Origin of the sequence: Massilia luteola (assembly GCF_034420155.1) — a bacterium.
Taxonomy (GTDB): domain Bacteria; phylum Pseudomonadota; class Gammaproteobacteria; order Burkholderiales; family Burkholderiaceae_D; genus Telluria; species Telluria luteola.
The window spans coordinates 70540-91296 of record NZ_JAXOFN010000026.1; the positions used below are offsets into that span (position 1 = coordinate 70540).

General features: G+C 64.0%; 20 protein-coding genes and 1 tRNA gene. 12 read left to right on the forward strand and 9 right to left on the reverse strand.

Annotated features, from left to right (window positions below; genetic code table 11):
• Positions 1-26 precede the first annotated feature (26 nt).
• From hutH to U9J41_RS22605, 3 genes are all read right to left on the reverse strand, one after another.
• A complete protein-coding gene (gene hutH / locus U9J41_RS22595) occupies positions 27-1586 on the reverse strand; it encodes a histidine ammonia-lyase (protein WP_425260936.1) in 1560 nt (519 codons plus the stop codon).
• The gene (hutU, locus tag U9J41_RS22600; RefSeq protein WP_322404405.1) at positions 1586-3292 is read right to left on the reverse strand and encodes a urocanate hydratase; all 1707 of its coding nucleotides are present in this window, start codon (positions 3290-3292) and stop codon (positions 1586-1588) included. Before hutU ends, hutH begins: the two co-directional genes overlap by 1 nt.
• Positions 3293-3401: 109 nt before the next feature.
• Entirely contained in the window at positions 3402-4070 is a 669-nt protein-coding gene (locus U9J41_RS22605; protein WP_322404406.1) for a hypothetical protein, read from the reverse strand.
• 324 nt (positions 4071-4394) lie between these two features.
• Here U9J41_RS22605 and U9J41_RS22610 point away from each other — a divergent pair, with 324 nt between their 5' ends.
• Positions 4395-5033 carry a glutathione S-transferase family protein gene (locus U9J41_RS22610; RefSeq protein ID WP_322404407.1) on the forward strand — a complete coding sequence of 213 codons (639 nt, stop codon included), beginning with the start codon at positions 4395-4397 and terminating at the stop codon, positions 5031-5033.
• A 10-nt stretch (positions 5034-5043) separates the two neighbouring features.
• On the opposite strand, the gene U9J41_RS22615 is transcribed toward U9J41_RS22610, so the two are convergent.
• On the reverse strand, positions 5044-5544 hold the full coding sequence (locus U9J41_RS22615) for a hypothetical protein (RefSeq protein ID WP_322404408.1): 501 nt from the start codon (positions 5542-5544) through the stop codon (positions 5044-5046).
• Positions 5545-5789: 245 nt separating this feature from the next.
• On the opposite strand from U9J41_RS22615, the gene U9J41_RS22620 reads away from it, so the two are divergent.
• The gene (locus U9J41_RS22620) at positions 5790-6458 is read left to right on the forward strand and encodes a transposase (RefSeq protein WP_322404409.1); all 669 of its coding nucleotides are present in this window, start codon (positions 5790-5792) and stop codon (positions 6456-6458) included.
• Positions 6459-6600: 142 nt separating this feature from the next.
• Here U9J41_RS22620 and U9J41_RS22625 read toward each other — a convergent pair whose 3' ends face one another.
• A complete protein-coding gene (locus tag U9J41_RS22625) occupies positions 6601-7290 on the reverse strand; it encodes a 2OG-Fe(II) oxygenase (protein ID WP_322404410.1) in 690 nt (229 codons plus the stop codon).
• Positions 7287-8375, reverse strand: a complete 1089-nt coding sequence (gene ada, locus U9J41_RS22630) for a bifunctional DNA-binding transcriptional regulator/O6-methylguanine-DNA methyltransferase Ada (RefSeq protein WP_322404411.1) — start codon at positions 8373-8375, stop codon at positions 7287-7289. The genes U9J41_RS22625 and ada overlap by 4 nt, the downstream gene beginning before the upstream one ends.
• 137 nt (positions 8376-8512) lie before the next feature.
• Between ada and hutC the strand changes: the two genes are divergently transcribed.
• The 6 genes from hutC to U9J41_RS22660 all read left to right on the forward strand — a co-directional run bounded on the left by hutC (position 8513) and on the right by U9J41_RS22660 (position 14062).
• Positions 8513-9232, forward strand: coding sequence for a histidine utilization repressor (gene hutC, locus U9J41_RS22635; protein WP_322404412.1), 720 nt, complete (start codon positions 8513-8515; stop codon positions 9230-9232).
• A 355-nt stretch (positions 9233-9587) separates the two neighbouring features.
• Positions 9588-9914, forward strand: coding sequence for a thioredoxin TrxA (gene trxA / locus U9J41_RS22640; protein ID WP_322404413.1), 327 nt, complete (start codon positions 9588-9590; stop codon positions 9912-9914).
• 138 nt (positions 9915-10052) lie between these two features.
• Complete coding sequence (rho, locus tag U9J41_RS22645) at positions 10053-11315, forward strand: transcription termination factor Rho (protein WP_322404414.1); 1263 nt, start codon at positions 10053-10055, stop codon at positions 11313-11315.
• 134 nt (positions 11316-11449) lie between these two features.
• Entirely contained in the window at positions 11450-11722 is a 273-nt protein-coding gene (locus tag U9J41_RS22650; protein WP_322404415.1) for a hypothetical protein, read from the forward strand.
• Positions 11723-11865: 143 nt separating this feature from the next.
• On the forward strand, positions 11866-12135 hold the full coding sequence (locus U9J41_RS22655; RefSeq protein WP_322404416.1) for a type B 50S ribosomal protein L31: 270 nt from the start codon (positions 11866-11868) through the stop codon (positions 12133-12135).
• 166 nt (positions 12136-12301) lie between these two features.
• On the forward strand, positions 12302-14062 hold the full coding sequence (locus U9J41_RS22660) for an ArnT family glycosyltransferase (RefSeq protein WP_322404417.1): 1761 nt from the start codon (positions 12302-12304) through the stop codon (positions 14060-14062).
• A 27-nt stretch (positions 14063-14089) separates the two neighbouring features.
• Here the strand turns inward: U9J41_RS22660 and U9J41_RS22665 are convergent, their stop codons facing one another.
• Positions 14090-14707 (reverse strand): FxDxF family PEP-CTERM protein, encoded by a 618-nt coding sequence (locus U9J41_RS22665; protein WP_322404418.1) that lies wholly within the window; start codon positions 14705-14707, stop codon positions 14090-14092.
• A 284-nt stretch (positions 14708-14991) separates the two neighbouring features.
• Here U9J41_RS22665 and U9J41_RS22670 point away from each other — a divergent pair, with 284 nt between their 5' ends.
• Positions 14992-15465, forward strand: coding sequence for a hypothetical protein (locus tag U9J41_RS22670; protein WP_322404419.1), 474 nt, complete (start codon positions 14992-14994; stop codon positions 15463-15465).
• 21 nt (positions 15466-15486) lie between these two features.
• Here U9J41_RS22670 and U9J41_RS22675 read toward each other — a convergent pair whose 3' ends face one another.
• Positions 15487-17454: an APC family permease gene (locus U9J41_RS22675; protein WP_322404420.1), complete on the reverse strand. Its 1968-nt coding sequence runs from the start codon at positions 17452-17454 to the stop codon at positions 15487-15489.
• 148 nt (positions 17455-17602) lie between these two features.
• Between U9J41_RS22675 and U9J41_RS22680 the strand changes: the two genes are divergently transcribed.
• From U9J41_RS22680 to U9J41_RS22690, 3 genes are all read left to right on the forward strand, one after another.
• A tRNA-Leu gene (locus tag U9J41_RS22680) sits at positions 17603-17687 on the forward strand.
• Between the two features lie 471 nt (positions 17688-18158).
• Positions 18159-18878 (forward strand): tyrosine-type recombinase/integrase, encoded by a 720-nt coding sequence (locus tag U9J41_RS22685; protein ID WP_322404421.1) that lies wholly within the window; start codon positions 18159-18161, stop codon positions 18876-18878.
• Positions 18879-19180: 302 nt separating this feature from the next.
• Positions 19181-19996 carry a hypothetical protein gene (locus U9J41_RS22690; RefSeq protein ID WP_322404422.1) on the forward strand — a complete coding sequence of 272 codons (816 nt, stop codon included), beginning with the start codon at positions 19181-19183 and terminating at the stop codon, positions 19994-19996.
• Positions 19997-20121: 125 nt separating this feature from the next.
• Here the strand turns inward: U9J41_RS22690 and U9J41_RS22695 are convergent.
• Positions 20122-20757 (reverse strand): integrase core domain-containing protein (locus U9J41_RS22695; protein WP_322404423.1); only part of this gene is annotated, 636 nt, incomplete at its 5' end.

Sequence of the window (20757 nt, forward strand, 5' to 3'; positions counted from 1 at the left end):
AGGCCGCCCACCCTGCCGGTTCGCCCTTAGTGCAGCGTGGCGAACAAATCCTTGCACGCGGCCGACAATTCGCCTTCCATCACCATCCGGCGCGCCGCCTCGATGTCCGGCGCGAAGAACCGGTCGGCGTCGAATGCGGGTACTTGCTCGCGCAATTTTGCATGAACATGTTCCAGGTGGCTGGAACTCGTCAGCGGGCGGTGGAATTCGATCCCCTGCGCCGCCGCCAGCAGCTCGATGCCGACGATGACACCCGTATTGTGCGCCATCTGGCCGAGACGGCGCGCCGCGAATGTCGCCATGCTGACGTGGTCTTCCTGGTTCGCGGACGTCGGCAGGCTGTCGACGCTGGCCGGATGCGCCAGCGACTTGTTTTCCGACGCCAACGCGGCCGCCGTCACGTGCGCGATCATGAAGCCGGAATTGACGCCCGGCTCGCGCACGAGGAACGGCGGCAGGCCGGACAAGGTGGCGTCGATCAGCAGCGCGATGCGGCGCTCGGCCAGCGCGCCGATCTCGGCGATCGCCAGCGCCAGGATGTCGGCGGCGAAGGCGACGGGTTCCGCGTGGAAATTACCGCCGGAAATTACTTCACCCGAATCCGGGAACACGAGCGGATTGTCGGTCACCGCGTTCGATTCGATCAGCAGGGTGCGGCCGGCCTGGGCGATAAGGTCCATCACGGCGCCCATCACCTGCGGTTGGCAGCGCAGGCTGTACGGGTCCTGCACGCGCTCGTCGCCGACGAGGTGCGACGCGCGGATCGCGCTGCCCGCCACCAGTTGGCGATAGATCTTCGCCGCCGCGATCTGGCCCGGCTGGCCGCGCACCTCGTGCACGCGCGGGTCGAACGGGGCGTCGCTACCACGCGCGGCGTCCAGCGACAGCGCGCCCGACACCATGGCCGCTTCCAGCAGGCGCTCGGCCAGGAACAGGCCGTGCAGCGCCAGCGCCGTCGAGACTTGCGTGCCGTTGATCAGGGCCAGCCCCTCCTTCGCCGCCAGCACGACCGGTTCGATGCCGGCCGCCGCCAGCGCGGCGCGCGCCTCCATGATCTCGCCGCGCATGCGCACCTCGCCCACGCCCAGCATCGCGAGCGTCATGTGCGCCAGCGGCGCGAGGTCGCCGGACGCGCCGACCGAGCCCTGGCAGGGAATCGCGGGCATGATGCCGGCGTTGTACAGGGCGATCAGGGTGTCGACGATCAGCGGCCGCACGCCGGAATACCCGCGCGCCAGGCTGCCGATCTTGGTGAGTAGGATCAGGCGCACGACGTGGTCCGGCAGGTACTCTCCGGTGCCGACGGCATGCGACAGGATCAGGTTCTGCTGCAGCTGTTCGAGCTGCGCCTGCGGGATGTGGCGCTTGGCCAGGATGCCGAAGCCGGTGTTGATGCCGTAGGCCGGATCGCCCTTGGCGACGATGGCCTGCACGGTGGCGGCCGACGTCTCGATGGCGGCATACGCTTCCGGCGTCAAGGCCAACGCGCCGGGCGTGCCCCAGGCCGCGCGCAGGTCGTCCAGGGACAATGCGCCGGGTTTCAGGATGAGGTGATGTGCTTGTGTCATGGTGTCGATAGTCTGCATTACTTGATCATCGGGAGGCGCAGGCCGAAGCGCTTCGCCGTCTCGATCGCGAGTTCGTAGCCGGCATCCGCGTGGCGCATCACGCCCGACGCGCAATCGTTGACGAGGACGCGGGCCAGGCGTTTATCCGCGGCCTCGGTGCCGTCCGCCACGATGACGACGCCGGCGTGCTGCGAATACCCCATGCCGACGCCGCCGCCGTGGTGCAGCGACACCCACGTCGCGCCGCCGGCCGTGTTCAGCATGGCGTTCAGCAGCGGCCAGTCGGACACGGCGTCGGTGCCGTCGCGCATGGCTTCCGTCTCGCGGTTCGGGCTCGCGACGGAGCCGGTGTCCAGGTGGTCGCGCCCGATCACGATCGGCGCCTTCAATTCGCCCGTGCGCACCATCTCGTTGAACGCGAGGCCGGCCAGGTGGCGCTCGCCCAGGCCCAGCCAGCAGATGCGCGCCGGCAGGCCCTGGAACGCGATGCGGTCGCGCGCCATGTCGAGCCAGCGGTGCACGCGCGCGTGCTGCGGGAACAGCGCCTTGATCTTCGCGTCGGTTTTATAGATGTCTTCCGGGTCGCCGGACAGCGCGACCCAGCGGAACGGGCCGCGGCCCTCGCAGAACTGCGGGCGGATGTAGGCGGGCACGAAGCCGGGGAAGTCGAAGGCATTTTTCACACCCTGGTCGAACGCGACCTGGCGGATGTTGTTGCCGTAGTCGACGGCGTGCGCGCCCAGCGCCTTGAAGTCGAGGATGGCCTGCACGTGCACGGCGCACGATTCGGCCGCCGCCTGTTTCAAAGCGGCGTGTTGTCCCGGGTCGCGTTGGGCCGCCAGCCATTGGTCGATGGTCCAGCCGCGCGGCAGGTAGCCGTGGATCAGGTCGTGGGCCGACGTCTGGTCCGTGACGACGTCCGGCACGAGGCCGCCCTCCTTTGCACGACGCACGAGTTCCGGCAGCACGTCGGCCGCGTTGCCCAGCAGGCCGATGGAAACGGCTTCCTTGCGTTCCATATGCGTCTTGATCATCGCCAGCGCCTCGTCGATGTCCTTCGCCTGCTTGTCCAGGTAGCGGGTGCGCAGGCGGAAGTCGATGCTGCTCTGCTGGCACTCGACGTTCAGCGACACCGCGCCGGCGAACGTCGCGGCCAGCGGCTGCGCGCCGCCCATGCCGCCCAGGCCCGCGGTCAGGATCCAGCGTCCCGCCATGTCGCCGCCGAAGTGCTGGCGGCCGGCTTCGGCGAAGGTCTCGTACGTGCCCTGCACGATGCCCTGGGTGCCGATATAGATCCAGCTGCCGGCCGTCATCTGGCCGTACATGAACAGGCCCTTGCGGTCGAGCTCATTGAAATGCTCCCACGTCGCCCATTTCGGCACCAGGTTCGAGTTCGCGAGCAGCACGCGCGGCGCGTCGGGATGGGTCTGGAACACGCCGACCGGCTTGCCGGACTGGATCAGGAGGGTCTGGTCGTCGTCCAGCTCGCGCAGCGACGCGAGGATCTGGTCGAAGCAGGCCCAGTCGCGCGCCGCGCGGCCGATGCCGCCGTAGACGACGAGGCCTTGCGGGTTTTCCGCCACCTCGGCATCCAGGTTGTTCTGCAGCATGCGGTAGGCGGCTTCGGTCAGCCAGTTCTTGCACGTGAGTTCGCTGCCGCGCGGGGCGCGGATGACGCGGGTGGGATCGAAACGCGGATCGCCGCTGGGAGAGGCTTGGGTCATGTTGGACTCCTCGAAAAGGATGCGCGGAAATAGCGGAGCAAGATCGGCGCCGCTCGCATTCCAGAAAGTCTAAGTTGTCTATACAACTACGTCAATCTTTTTTCCAGGGCTAGGGCCGATAGCTGAGGTTCGGACGGTAGCGCAGCAATTCATTGTCCACCTTGTCGACGCCCGCCTGCGTATAGGGCGTCCCCAGCGTGGCGGCGGCACCGAACGACGGCACGGCGCGCAGCAGCACGTATTGCGGCGCCTCGCCGCCGGCCTGCAGCCGGTACCAGGTCTGGCACGCCGTGCCGTGTTCACGGGCCACCGCCCGCTCGAATGCCGCTTCCTGGCCGGGACGGATGTGGTAGGTCGTCATGGCCAGGAAAGGCGAGGCGTCCGGCAACGGTTCGCCCGCGCTCATCGCATCCATCCGCTGGTACATGCCGTGGCTGACGAAATCCGCATACGGGGCCACGTTCACGTTGTTGTCGGCGGCATCGGCCGCGGGCTGCACGGGCGTGTCGAAGTCGGTGGCCGCGTGGCCGAACGTGCCGTCCATGAACCGGTTGATGCGGTTGCCCAGCACAAAGGTCCAGCCGTACCACGTCCAGGGATCCTGCGCGCCCCGGTGCCACTGCAAATGCCGCTCGTAGCCCTTTTCGAAGGCCTCGGCCTGCCCCGGCCTGGACACGATGACGACCATGCGCGCATACGACGCGCCCGTCTGCTGGGCATGGGCATGGGCGGGGGACAGGCAGGCAAGGGCGAGGGCGGCGGCGGCGAGGGCTTTCAACGTGATTCCTCCGGATGTCGATGTCATTGTTTGCGATAGACCTGGCGCCCGCCGGCCCACGTTTCCAGTACGCCGATCTGGTGGATGTCATGGGGCGAAATCGTGACATGTCGCGGTCGACGACGATGAAATCTGCTTGTGGCGCCGGCGTGTCGGGGTCTCCGTCCGAGGATGGATGAACCGCGGTGCGGTTCAACAGCAAGAAACAGAGTGTATAGAATTTTACATTGTGGTCAATCGCCGGGCCGGCGTTCGATCGCAAGAACCGGAGGGTGCGGCGCGCCGCGCGATGGTCCAATCGTGGCTCAACCAATGGAGACCACGATGCTCACCCTGTACGATTACCTGCCCTCCCAGAACGCCTGGAAAGTCCGCCTGCTGCTGAACCACCTCGACAGGCCCTATCGCACGGAGATCGTGCGCATCTTCGAAGGCGAGGGCCAGCGCCCCGATTTCCTGGCCGTGAGCCCGACCGGCGCGGTGCCGGCGCTGCGCCTCGCGGACGGCCGCACGCTGGCGGAGTCGAACGCCATCCTGACGTATCTGGCGCACGGCACGCCATATTCTCCGGCCGATCCGTTCGGCCAGGCGAAGGTGCAGCAATGGCTATCGTTCGAGCAGGACCACGTGGCGTCGATCGCCACCTTGCGCCACTGGACGCTGACGGGCAAGCTGGCGCGGCGCGCACCGGCGCTGGTCGAACGCCTGCGCCGCGTCGCCCACAAGGCGCTGGCGATCCTCGAGCGCGAGCTGGCGGGACGTCCGTTCATCGCGGGCGACACGTACACGATCGCCGACATGGCGCTGTTCGCCTACGTCCACCGGGCCGACGAAGCCGCGCTGGCGCTGGCCGACCATCCGCACGTCGTCCGCTGGATCGCCCGGGTGCGCGCGCAGCCGGGCTTCCTGGGCACCGTGTACCCCTACTCGATCGATCCGTTTTCGGGCGGCGAACTGCCCTGAACGCGCGGGTTTACTCGAACTGGATGCGCGTGATGTAGTAGGGCGAATACGCGCTGCCCTGGCCCTGCCAGATGATGGCGTCGATGGTCTTGCCGGCCGCGTTGATGTCCTTGAGTGGCACCTCGACGACGGCCCAAGTCTTCGCCTTGGGCTGGATGACGTAGTCGGCGTCGATCGCTTTGCCGTCCGCCATGGCCTTGACCATCAGGGTCTGGCCGCCGTCCTTGCCGCCGTTGATGACGAAGGTCAGCTTGCTGTAACCCTCGGTGGAGAACGGATCGTGGTGGAGCGCGAGGGCGCTCCACGGATCGCCTTCGACGCGGATCGGCTTGCCGTTGCCGATGGGGACCGCCAACTGCGTCTTGGCCCAGCTCCAGTTCTGGAAACCGTTCTTCAGCTCGTCGTCGTAGGCAACGAGGGGTTGCGGCAGGTTCCCGGCCCGGGCCAGGCTCCCGCCAGCCACGCCGGCCGCACCGAGGGCGGCCAGGAACAGGCGACGCGATACGTTCATGCTTGTCTCCGTTGGAATCGTTTTTATGCCTGCGGCAACGCAGGTATGTCGATCTTAGGGCCGAAACATATGCATGCCTGGCACCTGGTAAAAATTATGTGCCGCCTGGCAGATTTCATAAAGTCGTAAATTCGGGGTCAGAGCCCCGCACATGGTCCGGATACTCCTGCACAGTTGATCTTGCTCGCCCGCCCCCGCGGGACGATTTTGTATCCTCTCGCATTCCGCCGCTTTCGACTTTCGCCATGCCACGTCCGCGCCGCCTCGTCCTGCCGTCGGTTCCGCTCCATGTCATCCAACGGGGCAACAATCGGCTTCCGTGCTTCATCTGTCGCAGCGACTATCTCGTGTATCTCGACATGCTGCGTGCATGCGCATACGACTGTGGCTGTACCCTGCACGCCTACGTACTGATGACCAACCACACCCATCTACTTTTCTCTCCGGATGATGAGCATGGGGCCAGCGTACTGATGCGGCACCTGGGCCAGCGTTACGTGCAATACTTCAACCGCCGCCACACGCGTACGGGAACCTTAGGGGAAGGCCGGTTTCGTTCTTGCCTCGTGCTCGACGAGCGCTACTTTCTGGCATGCCAGCGCTACATCGAGCTGAATCCCGTCCGCGCGCGGATGGTGGACAAGCCGGAGCACTATCCCTGGTCCAGTTACCGAATCAATGCCTTCGGACTGGATAGCCCGCTGATCAAACCGCATCCCGCTTACCTGAGCCTGCATCACGAGGCAGCCTCGCGCCACGCAGCTTACCGGCAGCTATGCGGGGATGCGTTGCCCGATCAACTCCTCGCAGAAATCAGGGATGCCAGCAATGGCAACCGTCCTCTCGGCATCGCAGAAGCGAGCGGCACGGCGCCTGATGAGGCGCTCGAACAATTTCCAAAAACCGGGCTCTGACCCTAATGCCGTTAAGTTAAGCGTGATTTCAGCCAGTTTAGGACCGGTAAGGTCCGCGCGAAGCCCTTGAAAAGGCCACTCAGATGTTAGTCGGAGCGGTCTTTTTGGCCTTAACTTAACGGCATTAGGCTCTGACCCCGGTTCAGGCGGCATCGTGGAAGATGATGCCGAGGGTATGCCGGTGGCCGCCGCGCACGCGGCTGACGCCGTGCCGCATGTTGACCCGGTAGATGCCGCGCGTGCCGTTGACGGGGCGCGTGTGCACGGGGAATACGACGGCATCGCCCTGCCCCAGCGGCACCACCTCGACGCGCGACTGCATGCGCGGACGCTGCTCGGTCAGGACGAATTCGCCGCCGTCGAAGTCGATGCCGGGGCGCGCCAGCAGCACGGCCACCTGCAGCGGGAACACGTGGTCGCCGTACAGGTCCTGGTGCAGGCAGTTGTAGTCGCCCGGACCGTATTGCAGCAGCAGGGGCGTCGGCCGCAGCTGGCCGGCCGCGTGGCAGCGCGCCAGGTAGTCGGCGTGCGCGTCCGGATAGCGGTCGGAAAGCCCGAGCGCGGCCTGCCAGCGGTTGGCGATGCGCGCCAGTGGCGGATACAGCGCCGTACGCAGGCTCGCCAGGCCGGGCGGCAGCGGGTATGCGTAGTAGCGGTACTCGCCCCGGCCGAAGCCGTGGCGCTCCATCACGACGCGGCTGCGGAAGCGCGCGTCGTCCGTGTAGCCGGCCGCATACGCCGCGCACTGGCCGGGGTCCAGCAGCGCCGGCAGCACGGCGCAGCCGAACGCGTCGAGGTCGGCGCCGGCGCGGTCCCAGTCGATGGCCGTCATGCCTCGGCCTCGCGCTGGAGCAGCGCCTGCTTGCGCTCGACGCCCCAGCGGTAGCCGGAGATCGAACCGTCGTTGCGCACCACGCGGTGGCAGGGAATCGCCACCGCCACCGGATTGGCCGCGCAGGCCCCGGCGATGGCGCGCGCGCCCCGCGGCATGCCCAGGCGCGCGGCCAGTTCGGCATAACCGACCGTCTGCCCGGCCGGGATCTGGCGCAGCGCCTGCCAGACGCGCTGCTGGAACGCGGTGCCGCGCACGTCGAGCGGCAGGTCGAGGCCGAGGCGCGGCGCTTCGACGAACGCGACGACCTGGGCCACGGTACGCTCGAAGCCGGGTTCGGCGCCGATCAGTTCGGCCTTCGGGAAGCGGTCCTGCAGGTCGCGCACGAGCGCGTCCGGATCGTCGCCCAGCAGGATGCAGCAGATGCCCTTGTCGGTCGCCGCCACGAGCAGCGCGCCCAGCGAGCACTGCGCCACGGCGAAGCGGATGGCTTCGCCGCCGCCGCCGGCGCGATAGCGCTTGGGCGTCATGCCCAGCACGCCGGACGACGCGGCATAGAAACGGCCGCTGGAATTGAAGCCGGCGTCGTACGCGGCGGCCGTCACGCTGCCTGCCTGCGCGAGTCCCTGCTTGAGGCGTTCTGCCCGGCGCGCCGCCGCATAGGCCTTGGGCGTGATCCCGGTATGGGCCTTGAAGATGCGGTGGAAGTGGAAGCGGCTCATGCCGCAGGCCTCGGCCAGGCTGGCGAGATCCGGTTCTTCCTCGGCGGCCTCGATCAGGCGGCAGGCCCTGGCCACGGCGTCGGCCTGGCGTTCGGCCAGCGGCGGCGCGTCCGGACGGCAGCGCAGGCAGGCGCGGAAACCCGCCGCCTCGGCGTCGCCCGGCGTCGCGTGGAAGGCCACGTTGGCGCGGCGCGGCGTGCGCGACGGGCACGAGGGCCGGCAGTACACGCCGGTGCTGCGCACGGAATAATAAAACTGGCCGTCGGCGTCGCGCGCGCGGGCGACGACGGCCGTCCAGCGCTCGTCGTCGGTGAGGTAGGCGGCGGGTGCGGCCGCGGATTGGCGGATGGTGGCGGTGTTCATCTCGTTCTCCAGATTCTCGATGGCCCCATCGTAAGCGCGGGCGTGGCGGCAAACACTTCGGGTCTTGCTTTCGAATTCGCGGTGTTAGAATGGCGCCTCTAATCGCCGAGGTGGCATCCAGGATTCCGGAGAGTAGTTTGGACGAACAGATCGCGCAAGACAGCACGCCCATTTTCCAGCGCATCAAGGACTACCTGCTCGGCGAAATCGCGTCGGGCCGCTGGAAGGAAGGCGACCTGGTGCCCTCCGAGCAGGCGCTCGTGCGCCAGTTCGGCGTCTCGCGCATGACCGTCAACCGCGCCGTGCGCGAACTGACGGCGGAACAGGTGCTCACGCGCCGCCAGGGGTCGGGCACCTACGTCGCGCCCCAGAAATACCAGGCGACGCTGGTCGAGATCCGCAACATCGCCGACGAAGTCCACGCGCGCGGCCACGTGCATGCGAGCCGTCCGCGCCTGCTGGAACAAAGCCCGGCGGGCGAGACGCTGGCACAGCAGTTCGAGCTGGAACCCGGCACGTCGTTGTTCCATTCCCTGATCGTGCACGACGAGAACGGCCGGCCGATCCAGGTCGAGGACCGCTGGGTCAATCCGGCCTGCGCGCCGGCCTACCTGGAGCAGGATTACTCGCGCATCACGCCCAACGAACACCTGATGGCGGCCGCGCCGCTGCAGGGCGCCACCTACAGCATCGAGGCGCTGCCGGCGCCGCGCGACGTGGCGGAGATGCTCGACGTCGCCCCCGGCACCTCGTGCCTCGTGCTCAAGCGCCGTACCACGTCGAACGGCCGGGTGGCGTCGGTCGTGACGATGTGGCACCCGGGACATTTGTATAAATTCACGGGCAGCGTCGGCTGACGATGCCACTTGGACCACGGCGCGAAAAAAAGTTCCGCCGGGGTCGCCACGGCGACCGGACTTCCGCGATAATGGCTGCGGTCAATCAGGAACGCTGCGCATGCCGCGGCATATGTTGAGCTTTTGTACAAAGCTCACGAACACGTTCCAAAAAAATCGGTTATTATTCCGATTAAACCCCGCCTGACATCCTCTTGCAGCTCTTCCACTATTGAATATTGCACACATTGGCACCACCTCTGTGCAGCAAGCCAGTCGGACAAGTACGGGAACCGGCTGACACTACCGAGCAGGATCGATGAAGGTCCACGAAGACCTGCAGGGATTAATTGACCTACCTCTCACTGAGGAAAACATGAGCGAAAACATCAAACACATCAGCGATGCATCTTTCGAAACCGACGTGCTGAAGTCCGAACGTCCGGTCCTCGTCGACTTCTGGGCCGAGTGGTGCGGCCCTTGCAAGATGATCGCGCCGATCCTGGAAGAAGTGGCGAAAGAATACGATGGCAAGCTGCTGATCGCGAAGATAGACGTCGATGCGAACCAGGCCGTGCCGGCCAAGTTCGGCATCCGCGGCATTCCGACGCTGATCCTGTTCAAGAACGGTGTCGCAGCCGCCCAAAAAGTCGGCGCCATGGCAAAAGGCCAGCTGACTGCTTTCATCGATAGCAACATCTGATACCATTGGTGGCGGCAGCGCGCCCGCACTGCCGCCTGTTCCGGACCGGGTAGACGATCGATTCCGATCCTATCCCTTTGATTAACCCACGCAGTCCCCTCCCCTACCTTTACATTCCCGTCACGGGACACCCGACACATGCACTTATCTGAACTGAAGGCAATGCACGTCTCCGCCCTTCTGGAGATGGCGATCAGCCTGGATATCGACAACGCAGCTCGCCTGCGCAAACAAGAACTGATGTTCGCGATCCTTAAAAAGCGCGCGAAACAAGGCGAACAGATTTTCGGCGACGGTGCGCTCGAAGTGTTGCCGGACGGGTTCGGTTTCCTGCGATCGCCGGACGCGAGCTACATGGCTTCGACGGACGACATCTACATCTCGCCGTCGCAGATCCGCCGCTTCAACCTGCATACGGGTGACTCGATCGAGGGCGAAGTACGTACGCCGAAAGATGGCGAGCGCTACTTCGCGCTGGTGAAGGTGGACAAGGTCAACGGCGAATCGCCGGAAGCCTCGAAGCACCGTATCCTGTTCGAGAACCTGACCCCGCTGCATCCGAACGAGCCGCTGCGCCTCGAGCGCGACATGAACGGCGCGGAAAACATCACCGGCCGCATCGTCGACCTGATCTCGCCGATCGGCAAGGGCCAGCGCGGCCTGCTGGTCGCGTCGCCGAAGTCGGGCAAGTCGGTCATGCTGCAGCACATCGCCCACGCGATCACCGCCAACCACCCGGACTGCACGCTGATCGTGCTGCTGATCGACGAACGTCCCGAGGAAGTCACGGAGATGCAGCGCTCGGTGCGCGGCGAAGTCGTGGCGTCGACGTTCGACGAACCGGCGACCCGCCACGTGCAAGTCGCGGAAATGGTGCTGGAAAAGGCCAAGCGCCTCGTCGAGATGAAGAAGGACGTAGTGATCCTGCTGGACTCGATCACCCGCCTGGCCCGCGCCTACAACACCGTGATCCCGGCCTCGGGCAAGGTGCTGACCGGCGGTGTCGACGCCAACGCGCTGCAGCGTCCGAAGCGCTTCTTCGGCGCCGCCCGTAACGTCGAGGAAGGCGGCTCGCTGACCATCGTCGCCACCGCGCTGATCGAGACCGGCTCGCGCATGGATGACGTGATCTACGAGGAATTCAAAGGCACCGGCAACATGGAAGTCCACCTCGAGCGCCGCCTGGCCGAAAAGCGCGTCTACCCCTCGATCAACCTGAACAAGTCGGGCACCCGCCGCGAGGAATTGCTGATCAAGCCGGACCAGTTGCAGAAGATCTGGATCCTGCGCAAGCTGCTGTACTCGATGGACGAGATCGAGGCGATGGAGTTCATCCTCGACAAGATGCGCGCGACCAAGAACAACATCGAGTTCTTCGACCTGATGCGTCGCGGCGGCTGATTCCAGTCGCAGGCATCCCACGAAAAGGCGAGTCGTACTCGCCTTTTCTGCTTTTTGCGCTACGATTCATCTAGGTCAAGCCGATGGTAGCTGTCGCGCGGAGAATCCGCACGGAGACCACCAAGGAGACCCAAATGACGCCCGACGAATTGCATGATGTCCCGGCGCAGCGCAACAAGGAATTGCTGCTCGACCGCCGGCTGACTGTCCTCGAAACGCGCTTCGATACGACGATGACCATGCTGCCCAACAAAGCCGACCTCTCGGAACTGAAAGCCGAACTCAAGACCGACATCCATGGCGAAGCCGCCCGTTTGAGCAAGTGGATGGCGGCAACAGCCGTCACGATGGTCCTGGGCTTCGCCGGCATGATCCTGACCATGATGGGGCGCCTGCACGGCGCCTGAGCGCCGCCGGTTGCCTTGGCGGCACGGCTGGCTTATAATCGCCGGTTCCGTATCCACCCCTGGCAAGTGATCGGCAATCGGGTCAAGAAGCAGCTCGACCGACGAAGTGCCGTTTGGCTACCAACTTAAACCAAGGCAAAACCATGAAGACCGATATCCATCCGGATTACCGCGAAGTCGTGTTCCACGACCTGTCCTGCGATTTCAAATTCATCACCCGTTCGACCATCTCCACCCGCGAAACGATCAATTTCGAAGGTAAGGACTACCCGCTGATCAAGATCGAGGTGTCCGCTGAATCGCACCCGTTCTTTACCGGCAAGCACAAGATCGTCGACACCGCTGGCCGCGTTGAAAAATTCCGCCAGAAGTTCGGCACGGTCGGTTCGAAGACCAGCGTCGCCAACGGCTAAGTCCCCGACGAGCGAACACCGGAAGGCCTGCGGCCTTCCAAAGAAGGAAGCCCGCAGGCTTCCTTTTTTTTCGCGGTTACGCCTGGTAGCAATGCCACCCGCGACGCTTTTCCTTGCTCCCCTTATACTACGCGACATTAATTTACTGCATTACTTCGCGCTATCGATGAAACCCGTCCGCCTTCCCGCCGCCGCCACCCTCGCGCTGCCACGCTGGGCTTTGTATGCACTCGGCCTGTTGTACATCCTGCCGGGCCTGATCGGGCGCGATCCGTGGAAGGATGACGCCGCCAGCTTCGGTATCATGTGGACGATGGCGCATGGCGGCATCCACGACTGGCTGCTGCCGAACATCGCCGGCCTGCCGTCGCCCGACGAGGGGCCGCTGACGTTCTGGCTGGGGGCATTGTGCATCAAGCTGTTCGGCTGGCTCGTGGGCGACGTGCTCGGCGCGCGCATCTCGACCATCGGCATCTTCGCGCTGGGCACGGTATCGCTGTGGCACACGGCCTTCCACCTGGGCCGGCGTTCGGAAGCCCAGCCGCTGCGCCTGGCGTTCGGCGGCCAGCCGGAACCGGACGACTACGGCCGCACGCTGGCCGACACGGCCGTTCTGATCTATCTCGGCTGCCTGGGCCTGCTGCTGCACAGCCATGAGACGCTGGCCGTCACCCTGCAGGGCGCGCTGCTGTCCTGGTTCCTGTTCCGCGCCGTGCGCTACATCGAGGACGGCACGCCGCGCAACGCCGTGTTCGTCGGCGCCGCGCTGGGGCTGCTTATCCTGACGCGCGGCTTCGCGCCGTCGCTGGCCCTGCTGGCCGCGCTCTACCTGTGCACCCGTTTCCTCAAGCTGCCGACGGCGCCCCTGTTCCGCCACCTCGGCCAGGCCGCCGGCACCGCCCTGCTCATCACGCTCGCGTGGGCCGTGCCGGCCACGCTGGCGCATCCGTACGGCCTGTCGCCCGTCGCCGGCTGGCTGACGTGGAACGCCGAGCAGCTGAGCGTGCCGGGCTGGCATGCGATCAAGGCCTTCTTCCGCGTCGGTATCTGGTATTTCTGGCCGGCCTGGCCGTTCGCCGCCTGGGCCGCCTGGGCCTGGCGCCGCCAGCACGGGCTGCTGCACATCATCCTGCCGACCTGCTTCGTCGGCGTCCTCGCGCTCGTGGTCCTGTGCGATCCCGTGCCGGAACGCGGCGACCTGCTCAAGCTGCTGCCGCCGATGGCATTGATGGCAGCGTTCGGCCTGCCGACGATGAAGCGCGGCGCGATCAATGCGATCGACTGGTTCTCCGTGATGGTGCTGACCCTGCTGGGCGGACTGGTCTGGATGTTCTGGATCGCCAAGCTGACGGGTTGGCCCGCGCAACTGGCCAAGAACGCCCTCAAGCTGGTGCCGGGCTTCAAGCCGGAATTCGGTATCGTCGCCTTCCTCGTCGCGGCCGCGACGACGGTCGGCTGGATCTTCCTCGTGCACTGGCGCCTGTCGCGCCAACCGTCGGTGCTGTGGCGCGCCGTGGTGCTGTCCTCGGGCGGCCTGATCCTGCTGTGGGTTCTCCTGATGACGCTGTTCCTGCCCGACCTGAATTACGGCAAGAGCTACGCCAGCGTGGCGCAGCAGATCGCCGCGCGCCTGCCCGCCGATGCCGACTGCATCGACACGAACGTCGGCGCACCGCAGCGCGCCTCGTTCGCCTACTTCGGGCACCTGCCCTTTGCCCCCGTTGACGGCGCCAGGTGCCACTTCCTGCTGCTGCAGGACAGCGCCGCCCAGACGGCGCCCCTTCCGGGCAGCGCGATGCAGAACGGCGTGCCCGTGCGCGGCGGTGCGGCGCTGCCCTTCCACGCACGCGACTGGACGCTGCTGTGGGAAGGCCGCCGCCCGTCCGACCGCGACGAACGCTTCCGCCTGTACCGGCGCGTGCGCTGATCCGCAGCGCGCCGGCGCGCTATCCGTTCAGGACATGCGCCGGACGCGCCAGTCGCCCGCGCGCACCCGCACGAGCTGGCGCCGGCGCCAGGCCAGCGCCGAGCACACGCCCAGGCCGGCCAGCAGCATGCCCCAGGTCTGCGGCTCCGGCACCGGCGAGATCGTCAGATCGGCGCCGAACGCCCCGCCGCCGACGCCGCGCACCTTGCCATCGACCTGGACCGCGTAGGAACCACTCGTCAGCCCATAGCCGGAGAGCGACCAGGAATCGGGCGCATCGGCACTAGATCCGGTCCCGTCGATGCCGGCGATAGCCGTCCCCACCAAGACCTTCGTGACCGGATCGTAGCGGTACAGGCTCAAGCCCGTGATCAGGAGATCCTTGGCCTGCGGGGTGTTGAGGTAGGACGACGTCAGCGAGGCGGCAGCATCGAACGGCGTGCCGACGTCGAAGGTGAAGATATCGGTGAAGGTGCTGCCGGTGGTCGATTGCGCAAACGTATCGCCGAAATGCGCATTGAAACCGCCGAGGCCGTCGTCCGCCGTCACGAGCGGCACCGTACGATTGACGGTTGCCGCCCCCGCGCCTTGCGCCATGAGGGCTGCGCCCGCGACCACGGCCAGAACGAGAGATTTGAGTGTCATGATAGTTCCGTTGAAAGATTAATCGGACTCGCTATCCAGGAACGCGTGTCTTACACCGATCCGTCGCCACAGCATAAATTCCGCAAGCCTGACTAACCGTTAGATCTCGCACAAATTTCACGCATTTCCGTTCAGAAAAGAATTTTCCGCCTAGGAACTTTTCATTCTAAAAGCAGTTCATTTCGGAAAAAGCGAGTTTGAGGGAAGTCAATCCGCTGTGGAGGCGCTTGATCAAAATGGAGTGTGCGGCCGGTACCAGCCGTCGTTCAACGAAAGGACTCTCCATGAAAAGCGTGACGTTTTCCGAGATCGAGCGCGTCCGGAAGGGATCGCATCGCCCATCCCCGGCCGTCCCCGTCCAGCGCGCGACGCTTCTGTTGCTGAGCATGGTGCTGGGCCTGCCCGCCCTGGTCCTCGCGTTCCACCTGATCGATCCGACGGCCCCGCTCGGCTACATCATCGTGCCGGTGCTGCTGGGCGGCCTGCTGCCGGCTGTCGCGCGGACGCTTCCCGGCCGTTTCGAGGTCACGACGCGCTTCTCGGCCTGCCACCTGGTCGGCACGCTGGACGATGCCATGGAGCGGCTCGGCTATGCGCCGGACGAACGCGGTCCCGGCACCGTGCGCTACCGCATGCGCGCGGCGCGCTGGCCGACATGGCAGGGCGCCGACATCACGGTCACCGTGCGCGACCACATGCTCGAAGTCACCGGCCCGATGCGCACGCTGCGCGTCCTGCGCGGCCAGCTCAGCTGCTGACCCGGACCTCGCCGGCGGGCCTCACACCTTCATCGGCAGGATCACCATCTGCAAGCCTTCCAGGTGCAGCCGGCGCTGCACCGCCAGCGACGCCTGGTTGTGCAGCAGCCGCGTGAACCAGTTGTCGGATGCGAAGATCAATTTACTGGTGAAGAAAATGGTGTTCGGATACTCGCGGTTGATCTGCTCGCACATGCGGGTCACTTCTTCCACCGCGTCCGTGCCGAAGCCGATGTAGGACGCCGACGCCATGCCATGGCTCTGGCAAAAATCGACGAAGTATTCCAGCGTCCGCGCCGCATCCTTGCGCATCTTCTCGAGCGCACCCTCGCCGCCGTACGCGTGCGAGTCGACCGTGCGCGCGTTCACGAACAGGAAGTTCTTGAAGTGGCCGGGGAACATGCGCAGCACCCACAGCAGCGCATGCAGGCCGCCGCCGCGGGAGTTACCGACGATGAACACGGCCGTCTGCGCTTCCGGCTCCGGCTCGACGACGTCCTTCACCGGACCGAACGGCTGGTTGGCGAACACCCGGTCGACCGAGCGGATGGCGCGCTTGGTTTCGCGGTAGTGGTTGCGGATGAAGATGCACAGGCCGGCGATGGCGGCGATGATGAGCGCCGTGGCCCAGCCGCCCTGCGTGAAGCGTTCGACGAGCAGCACGGCCAGGATGCCGGCGCAGATCACGAAGCCGACCAGCGACAGCAGGAAGCGCCGCACCCAGCGCGCATTGTCGGTGTCCTTGCGATGGCGCCACCAGTACAGGCACAGGCCGAACAGCGAGATCGCGAACGTCAGGAACACCGAGATCGAATACAGCACGACGAGCAGCGTGACCTGGCCGCGCGTCCAGAACAGGATCGCCAGCGCGGCGATGCCCATCACGAGGATGCCGTTCTGCGTCACGAGACGCGTGGACAGGTAGCGGAACTGGTGGGGCACCCAGGAATCCGACGCCATGTTCGACAGCACCGACGGCCCGCCGAGGAAGCCCGTGTTGGCGGCAACGAACAGCAGGCCGGCCTCGAATGCGAGCGCGACGGCGAGCAGCACCTGGTTCACCAGTTCGCTGCCGAGGCCCATGCTGGCGATGATGCGGCGGAACGTGGTCGCGTTCAGCGTCTCGCCGGCCGTCGGCCGCGCATCCCACAACAGGTACAGGAGGATGATGCCGCCGGCGGTGATCGCCAGCGACAGCGCCATGTAGAACATCGTCACCTTGCCCGTGCGGACGCGCGGCTCGGCCAGCAGGTTGACGTTGTTCGACACGGCCTCCAGGCCCGTATAGGTACCGCCGCCCTGCGAATACGCGAGCAGCAGCATGCCGGCCACGCCGGTCCAGCCGATCTGGCCGGCGAGCGCGCCCGTTTCGGCCATCGTATTCGGCAGCAGCTGCGGCAGGTGCGACGCGTGCGCCACGATGCCGTACACGATCAGCACGATGTGCGTGGCGACGAAGCCGAGGAAGATCGGCAGCAGGATCTGGATCGCCTCCTTCAGCCCGCGCAGATTCATCACGATCAAGAGGCCGATGAAGAACGCTTCGGCCCAGAGTTTATAAGGCTGGAACCCGAGCGGTAGGAACGACGCCAGCGCATCGACGCCGGACGCGATCGAGATCGCAATGGTGAGCACGTAGTCGAGGATCAGGGCGCAGCCGGACACGAGGCCCAGGTACGGCCCGACGAGCTTGGTGGCCACGCGGTAGCCGCCGCCCCCGGTCGGGAACAGCTCGATCACCTGGTTGTAGGCGAGCGCGATGATGAACACCGTGACGGCGGTGGCGGCAGCCATGTACAGGCCGAGGTGCGTATGGGGACCGAGCGCGCGAAAGGTTTCTTCCGGACCGTACGAGGATGAGGACAGGCCATCCGCCCCGAGCCCGACCCAGGCCAGGAAGGCGACCAGGGCCATCGAGTGGCGCGTCTCGCTCTTCATCGGGTCGAGCGGCTTGCCGAGGATGATCTCGCGTATCTTCTTATTCTTCATCGTCCAGGCCGCTTGAGGGCGGCGCGTTAGCTCAAGTAGGCGAGATCATACGCCGGAACGCCCCCTGCGCCCACTGCCGGCAATACGCCATCCTCGCGCGCTGGTCAGTTTGGCATCACATGTGCTAATATGCGCGCCTGCGCTTGCAGCCTCTGTGGCGGAATTGGTAGACGCACTTGACTCAAAATCAAGCGCCGAAAGGCGTGCCGGTTCGATTCCGGCCGGAGGCACCAACAGCTTGCAACGCACTGCACCACATCTTCCCGCTTCCTAAGTAAAATCAAGCACTTAGGCAGTGCGACAGACCTAAAGTCTCGCTACACCTCCCCGCTTTTTACCGCTTTATCTCGTCACTCATTACCCACGTTTTACGCAATAATTACGCACGGGATTACTCATCAGGAGTTTTGGGCGTGGCTTCATATGCAAAACGGACGAACGGCTGGCGCGCGCAGATCGCGATCCAGGGCGTCCGAGAATCGAAAGTACTATCAACCAAGGCCGAAGCCGTCGCATGAGCGACGGCACGAGAGGCCGAAATCCGGGCCGGGAAGGCAACCGGAATTCAGGCTGGACGAACGGTCGGCGACGCGTTCGATCGCTATGAAAAGGAAGTCTCGAGCACGAAGTGTGGGCATCGGTTCGAGGCTCTCAGGCTGGCGGCGATCGGCAAGTGGGAAGTCAACGGCAAGCCGTTCCGCGACATGCGACTCGTCGACGCCACCTCCGAGGCGCTCGGTAAGTGGCGAGACCACCGCATCAATATCGACAAGATGAGTGGCTCGACCGTCAACCGTGAGTTGAACCTACTTTCCAATGTCTTCGCGACTGCCGCCAAAGAGTGGAAGTGGATCGCAGCCAGCCCGACCACCGACGTCCGGCGCCCGAAAGAATCGGAGCCGCCCGATAGGCTATACACCGATGACGAGATCGAGCGAATCTGTTTTGCCCTAGGCTTCGACCTGGACGGTGAAGAGGAGGTCAAAACTGTCAGCCAGCGGATCGCCGCGGCCTTTTTGTTCGAGATCGAGACGGCCATGCGCGCCGGCGAGATTTGCGGTCTGGAGTCGCGCGACGTATTCGGCCGCGTCGCCACTCTGACGGAGACAAAGAACGGCACCAAGCGGAAGGTCCCCCTATCGAAGCGCGCCGTGGAGTTGCTCGAGCTGCTGCCGCTGCCCGAGGGCGATGGCCCGCTTTTCGGGGTCACAACGAAGTCGCTCGACACCCTGTTCCGCAAAGCCAGGACCAGAGCCGGCGTCGACGATGCCACATTCCACGACACCCGACATCTGGCCATCACCAGATTGGCGAAAAAGCTCAACGTGCTTGACTTGGCCCGGATGGTCGGACACCGCGACCTTAGACAGCTTCAGGTCTATTACAACGAAACAGCCGAGGAGATGGCCTCGCGGCTGGACTAACGAGCTTCGACAGGAACTGAGCGCGGTACATCAGGGCAGCCGACCTTCATGCACCCGCACGTCCAAAACTTTCAGGAAAATCGACAAAGCTTGGAACATGCTTCATTAACCGGCTCAGCACCCTTAAAGTTTGGCTATGCAGACGTCTGCATAGCTTTTTCCTGCGACGAAGTAGGCAGCGAAGCGGCCTCGTCATGACTTGCTTATTTCCCGGAGGACAACTAACATTTGAACTGCCGCACGTTGCCTGAGCGGTTTCTGAACAGCTTCGACATCACATTCAAAATCTTTGAAAGCACATTATGGGCGTCAAACAGCAAATTGATGATGCAATTTTCTTATTTGAAAACGGTAGATACATTGGCGGACTCACAAATGCTTTGCTTGCCGCCGCTGGTTCTTCGAGGAAAATGTTTCCAAAAGCAACAACGAAATCCATCAAATATCCCGGAAAGGAGATGGGCGACGGGGAAGCATTCGAGCTATTTCTAAGAACCAGTGACCAACGCGCGAAGTTTGAAGATGGCGTGCCTTTAAACGCTGGTCATTCGATGGTCGCACTTCCCTTCAGGGGAAAGCAACTTACCATCGAGCATATCTTGTATAAGTACTACCGGTGTCACCTCGCGCACCAATCAGAACTTCCCTCAGATGTTGAGTTTGACCCTTCGCATAACGGCAATGGCGCAAGAATCGACTTCCAAGACAACAAGCTTATACTTGACGCAGGCTGGCTCAAAATTCTTATTGACAAGGTTGTTAACTCACCGGTAAACGGCCCGGAGTTTGGCATTACACACTATGGTTTAGATCCAGTGGCTCCAAACGAGGAAGAATTTAAAAGCTTACTATGCGAGAAAAGAAATATCACTCCCGGCCACTTTGAAATTCTACAACTCGCGGCACGCGCTTTATCCCCCGAAAAGATCTCGCAAAGCAACGATCAAATGCTAAAACGGGATTTCAAGGATATAGTCCAACGTGAAGTCATAAACGGTGGGATGCTCGGAGGATTAAGATCACGTCAAATTGTCAACGACAGTTTCGACTTAACCGACCGAGGAGCAGAGATATTACGCGAAGTCGCAGCCGGATATAAGCTAGTCCGCATTTCGTAAGCTAAAGTCTGACCGCGGCCAACATCCTCGTCGGCCGTGATCCGGTTTATTACTAACTTTCTAGAAAGTAGAGCCATGGTCTCTCATAGGGGAAAGCGTGACTTTACTCGCCAGAAGGTTACTATCTAGCTGTCCAGTCCCGTTTGATCATAAACGCGTTTGACGAATAATTCAGGTCGCTTCTGCTGCCACTCCTTAAGCGCGAGGATGGGCGTTTTGCTGCCGATGGCGCGTTGCGGGATATGGTGGTTGTACAGCTTTAGATAGTTCTGCAAAGTGGCTTGCAGGTCGGCCCGGCTATCGAAACGGGTTTGCTGCAGTAGCTCATTGATACGACCATTGAAGCGCTCGACCATGCCGTTGGTTTGCGGGTGGCGCGGCGGTGCCAGGCGATGCTCGGCAGGAAGCGCCGCGCAAGCCACGTCGAAGGCGTGCTTGCCGCTGGGTTTCTTGTCTTTGGTAGTGAAGCGGTCGGTAAATTGCGAGCCGTTGTCGGTGAGGATCTTGCTGATCTTGATGGGCGAAGCCAGCTTGAGTCGACGCAGGAAATCGACGCTGCTGGTCTCGGTCATGTCGCCGTAGATGTGCATGAAGACCCAGCGCGTCGCGCGGTCGATGGCGACGAACAGATAGCGGCGTGAGGTCTCGTCCGGCATCTGCGGCAGATACTTGATGTCGATGTGAATGAAGTTTGGTTCGTAGTCCTTGAAGGTCTTCTTTGGCGCGATCGTTTCGCCCTCGGCCCTCGGGATCACATCCTC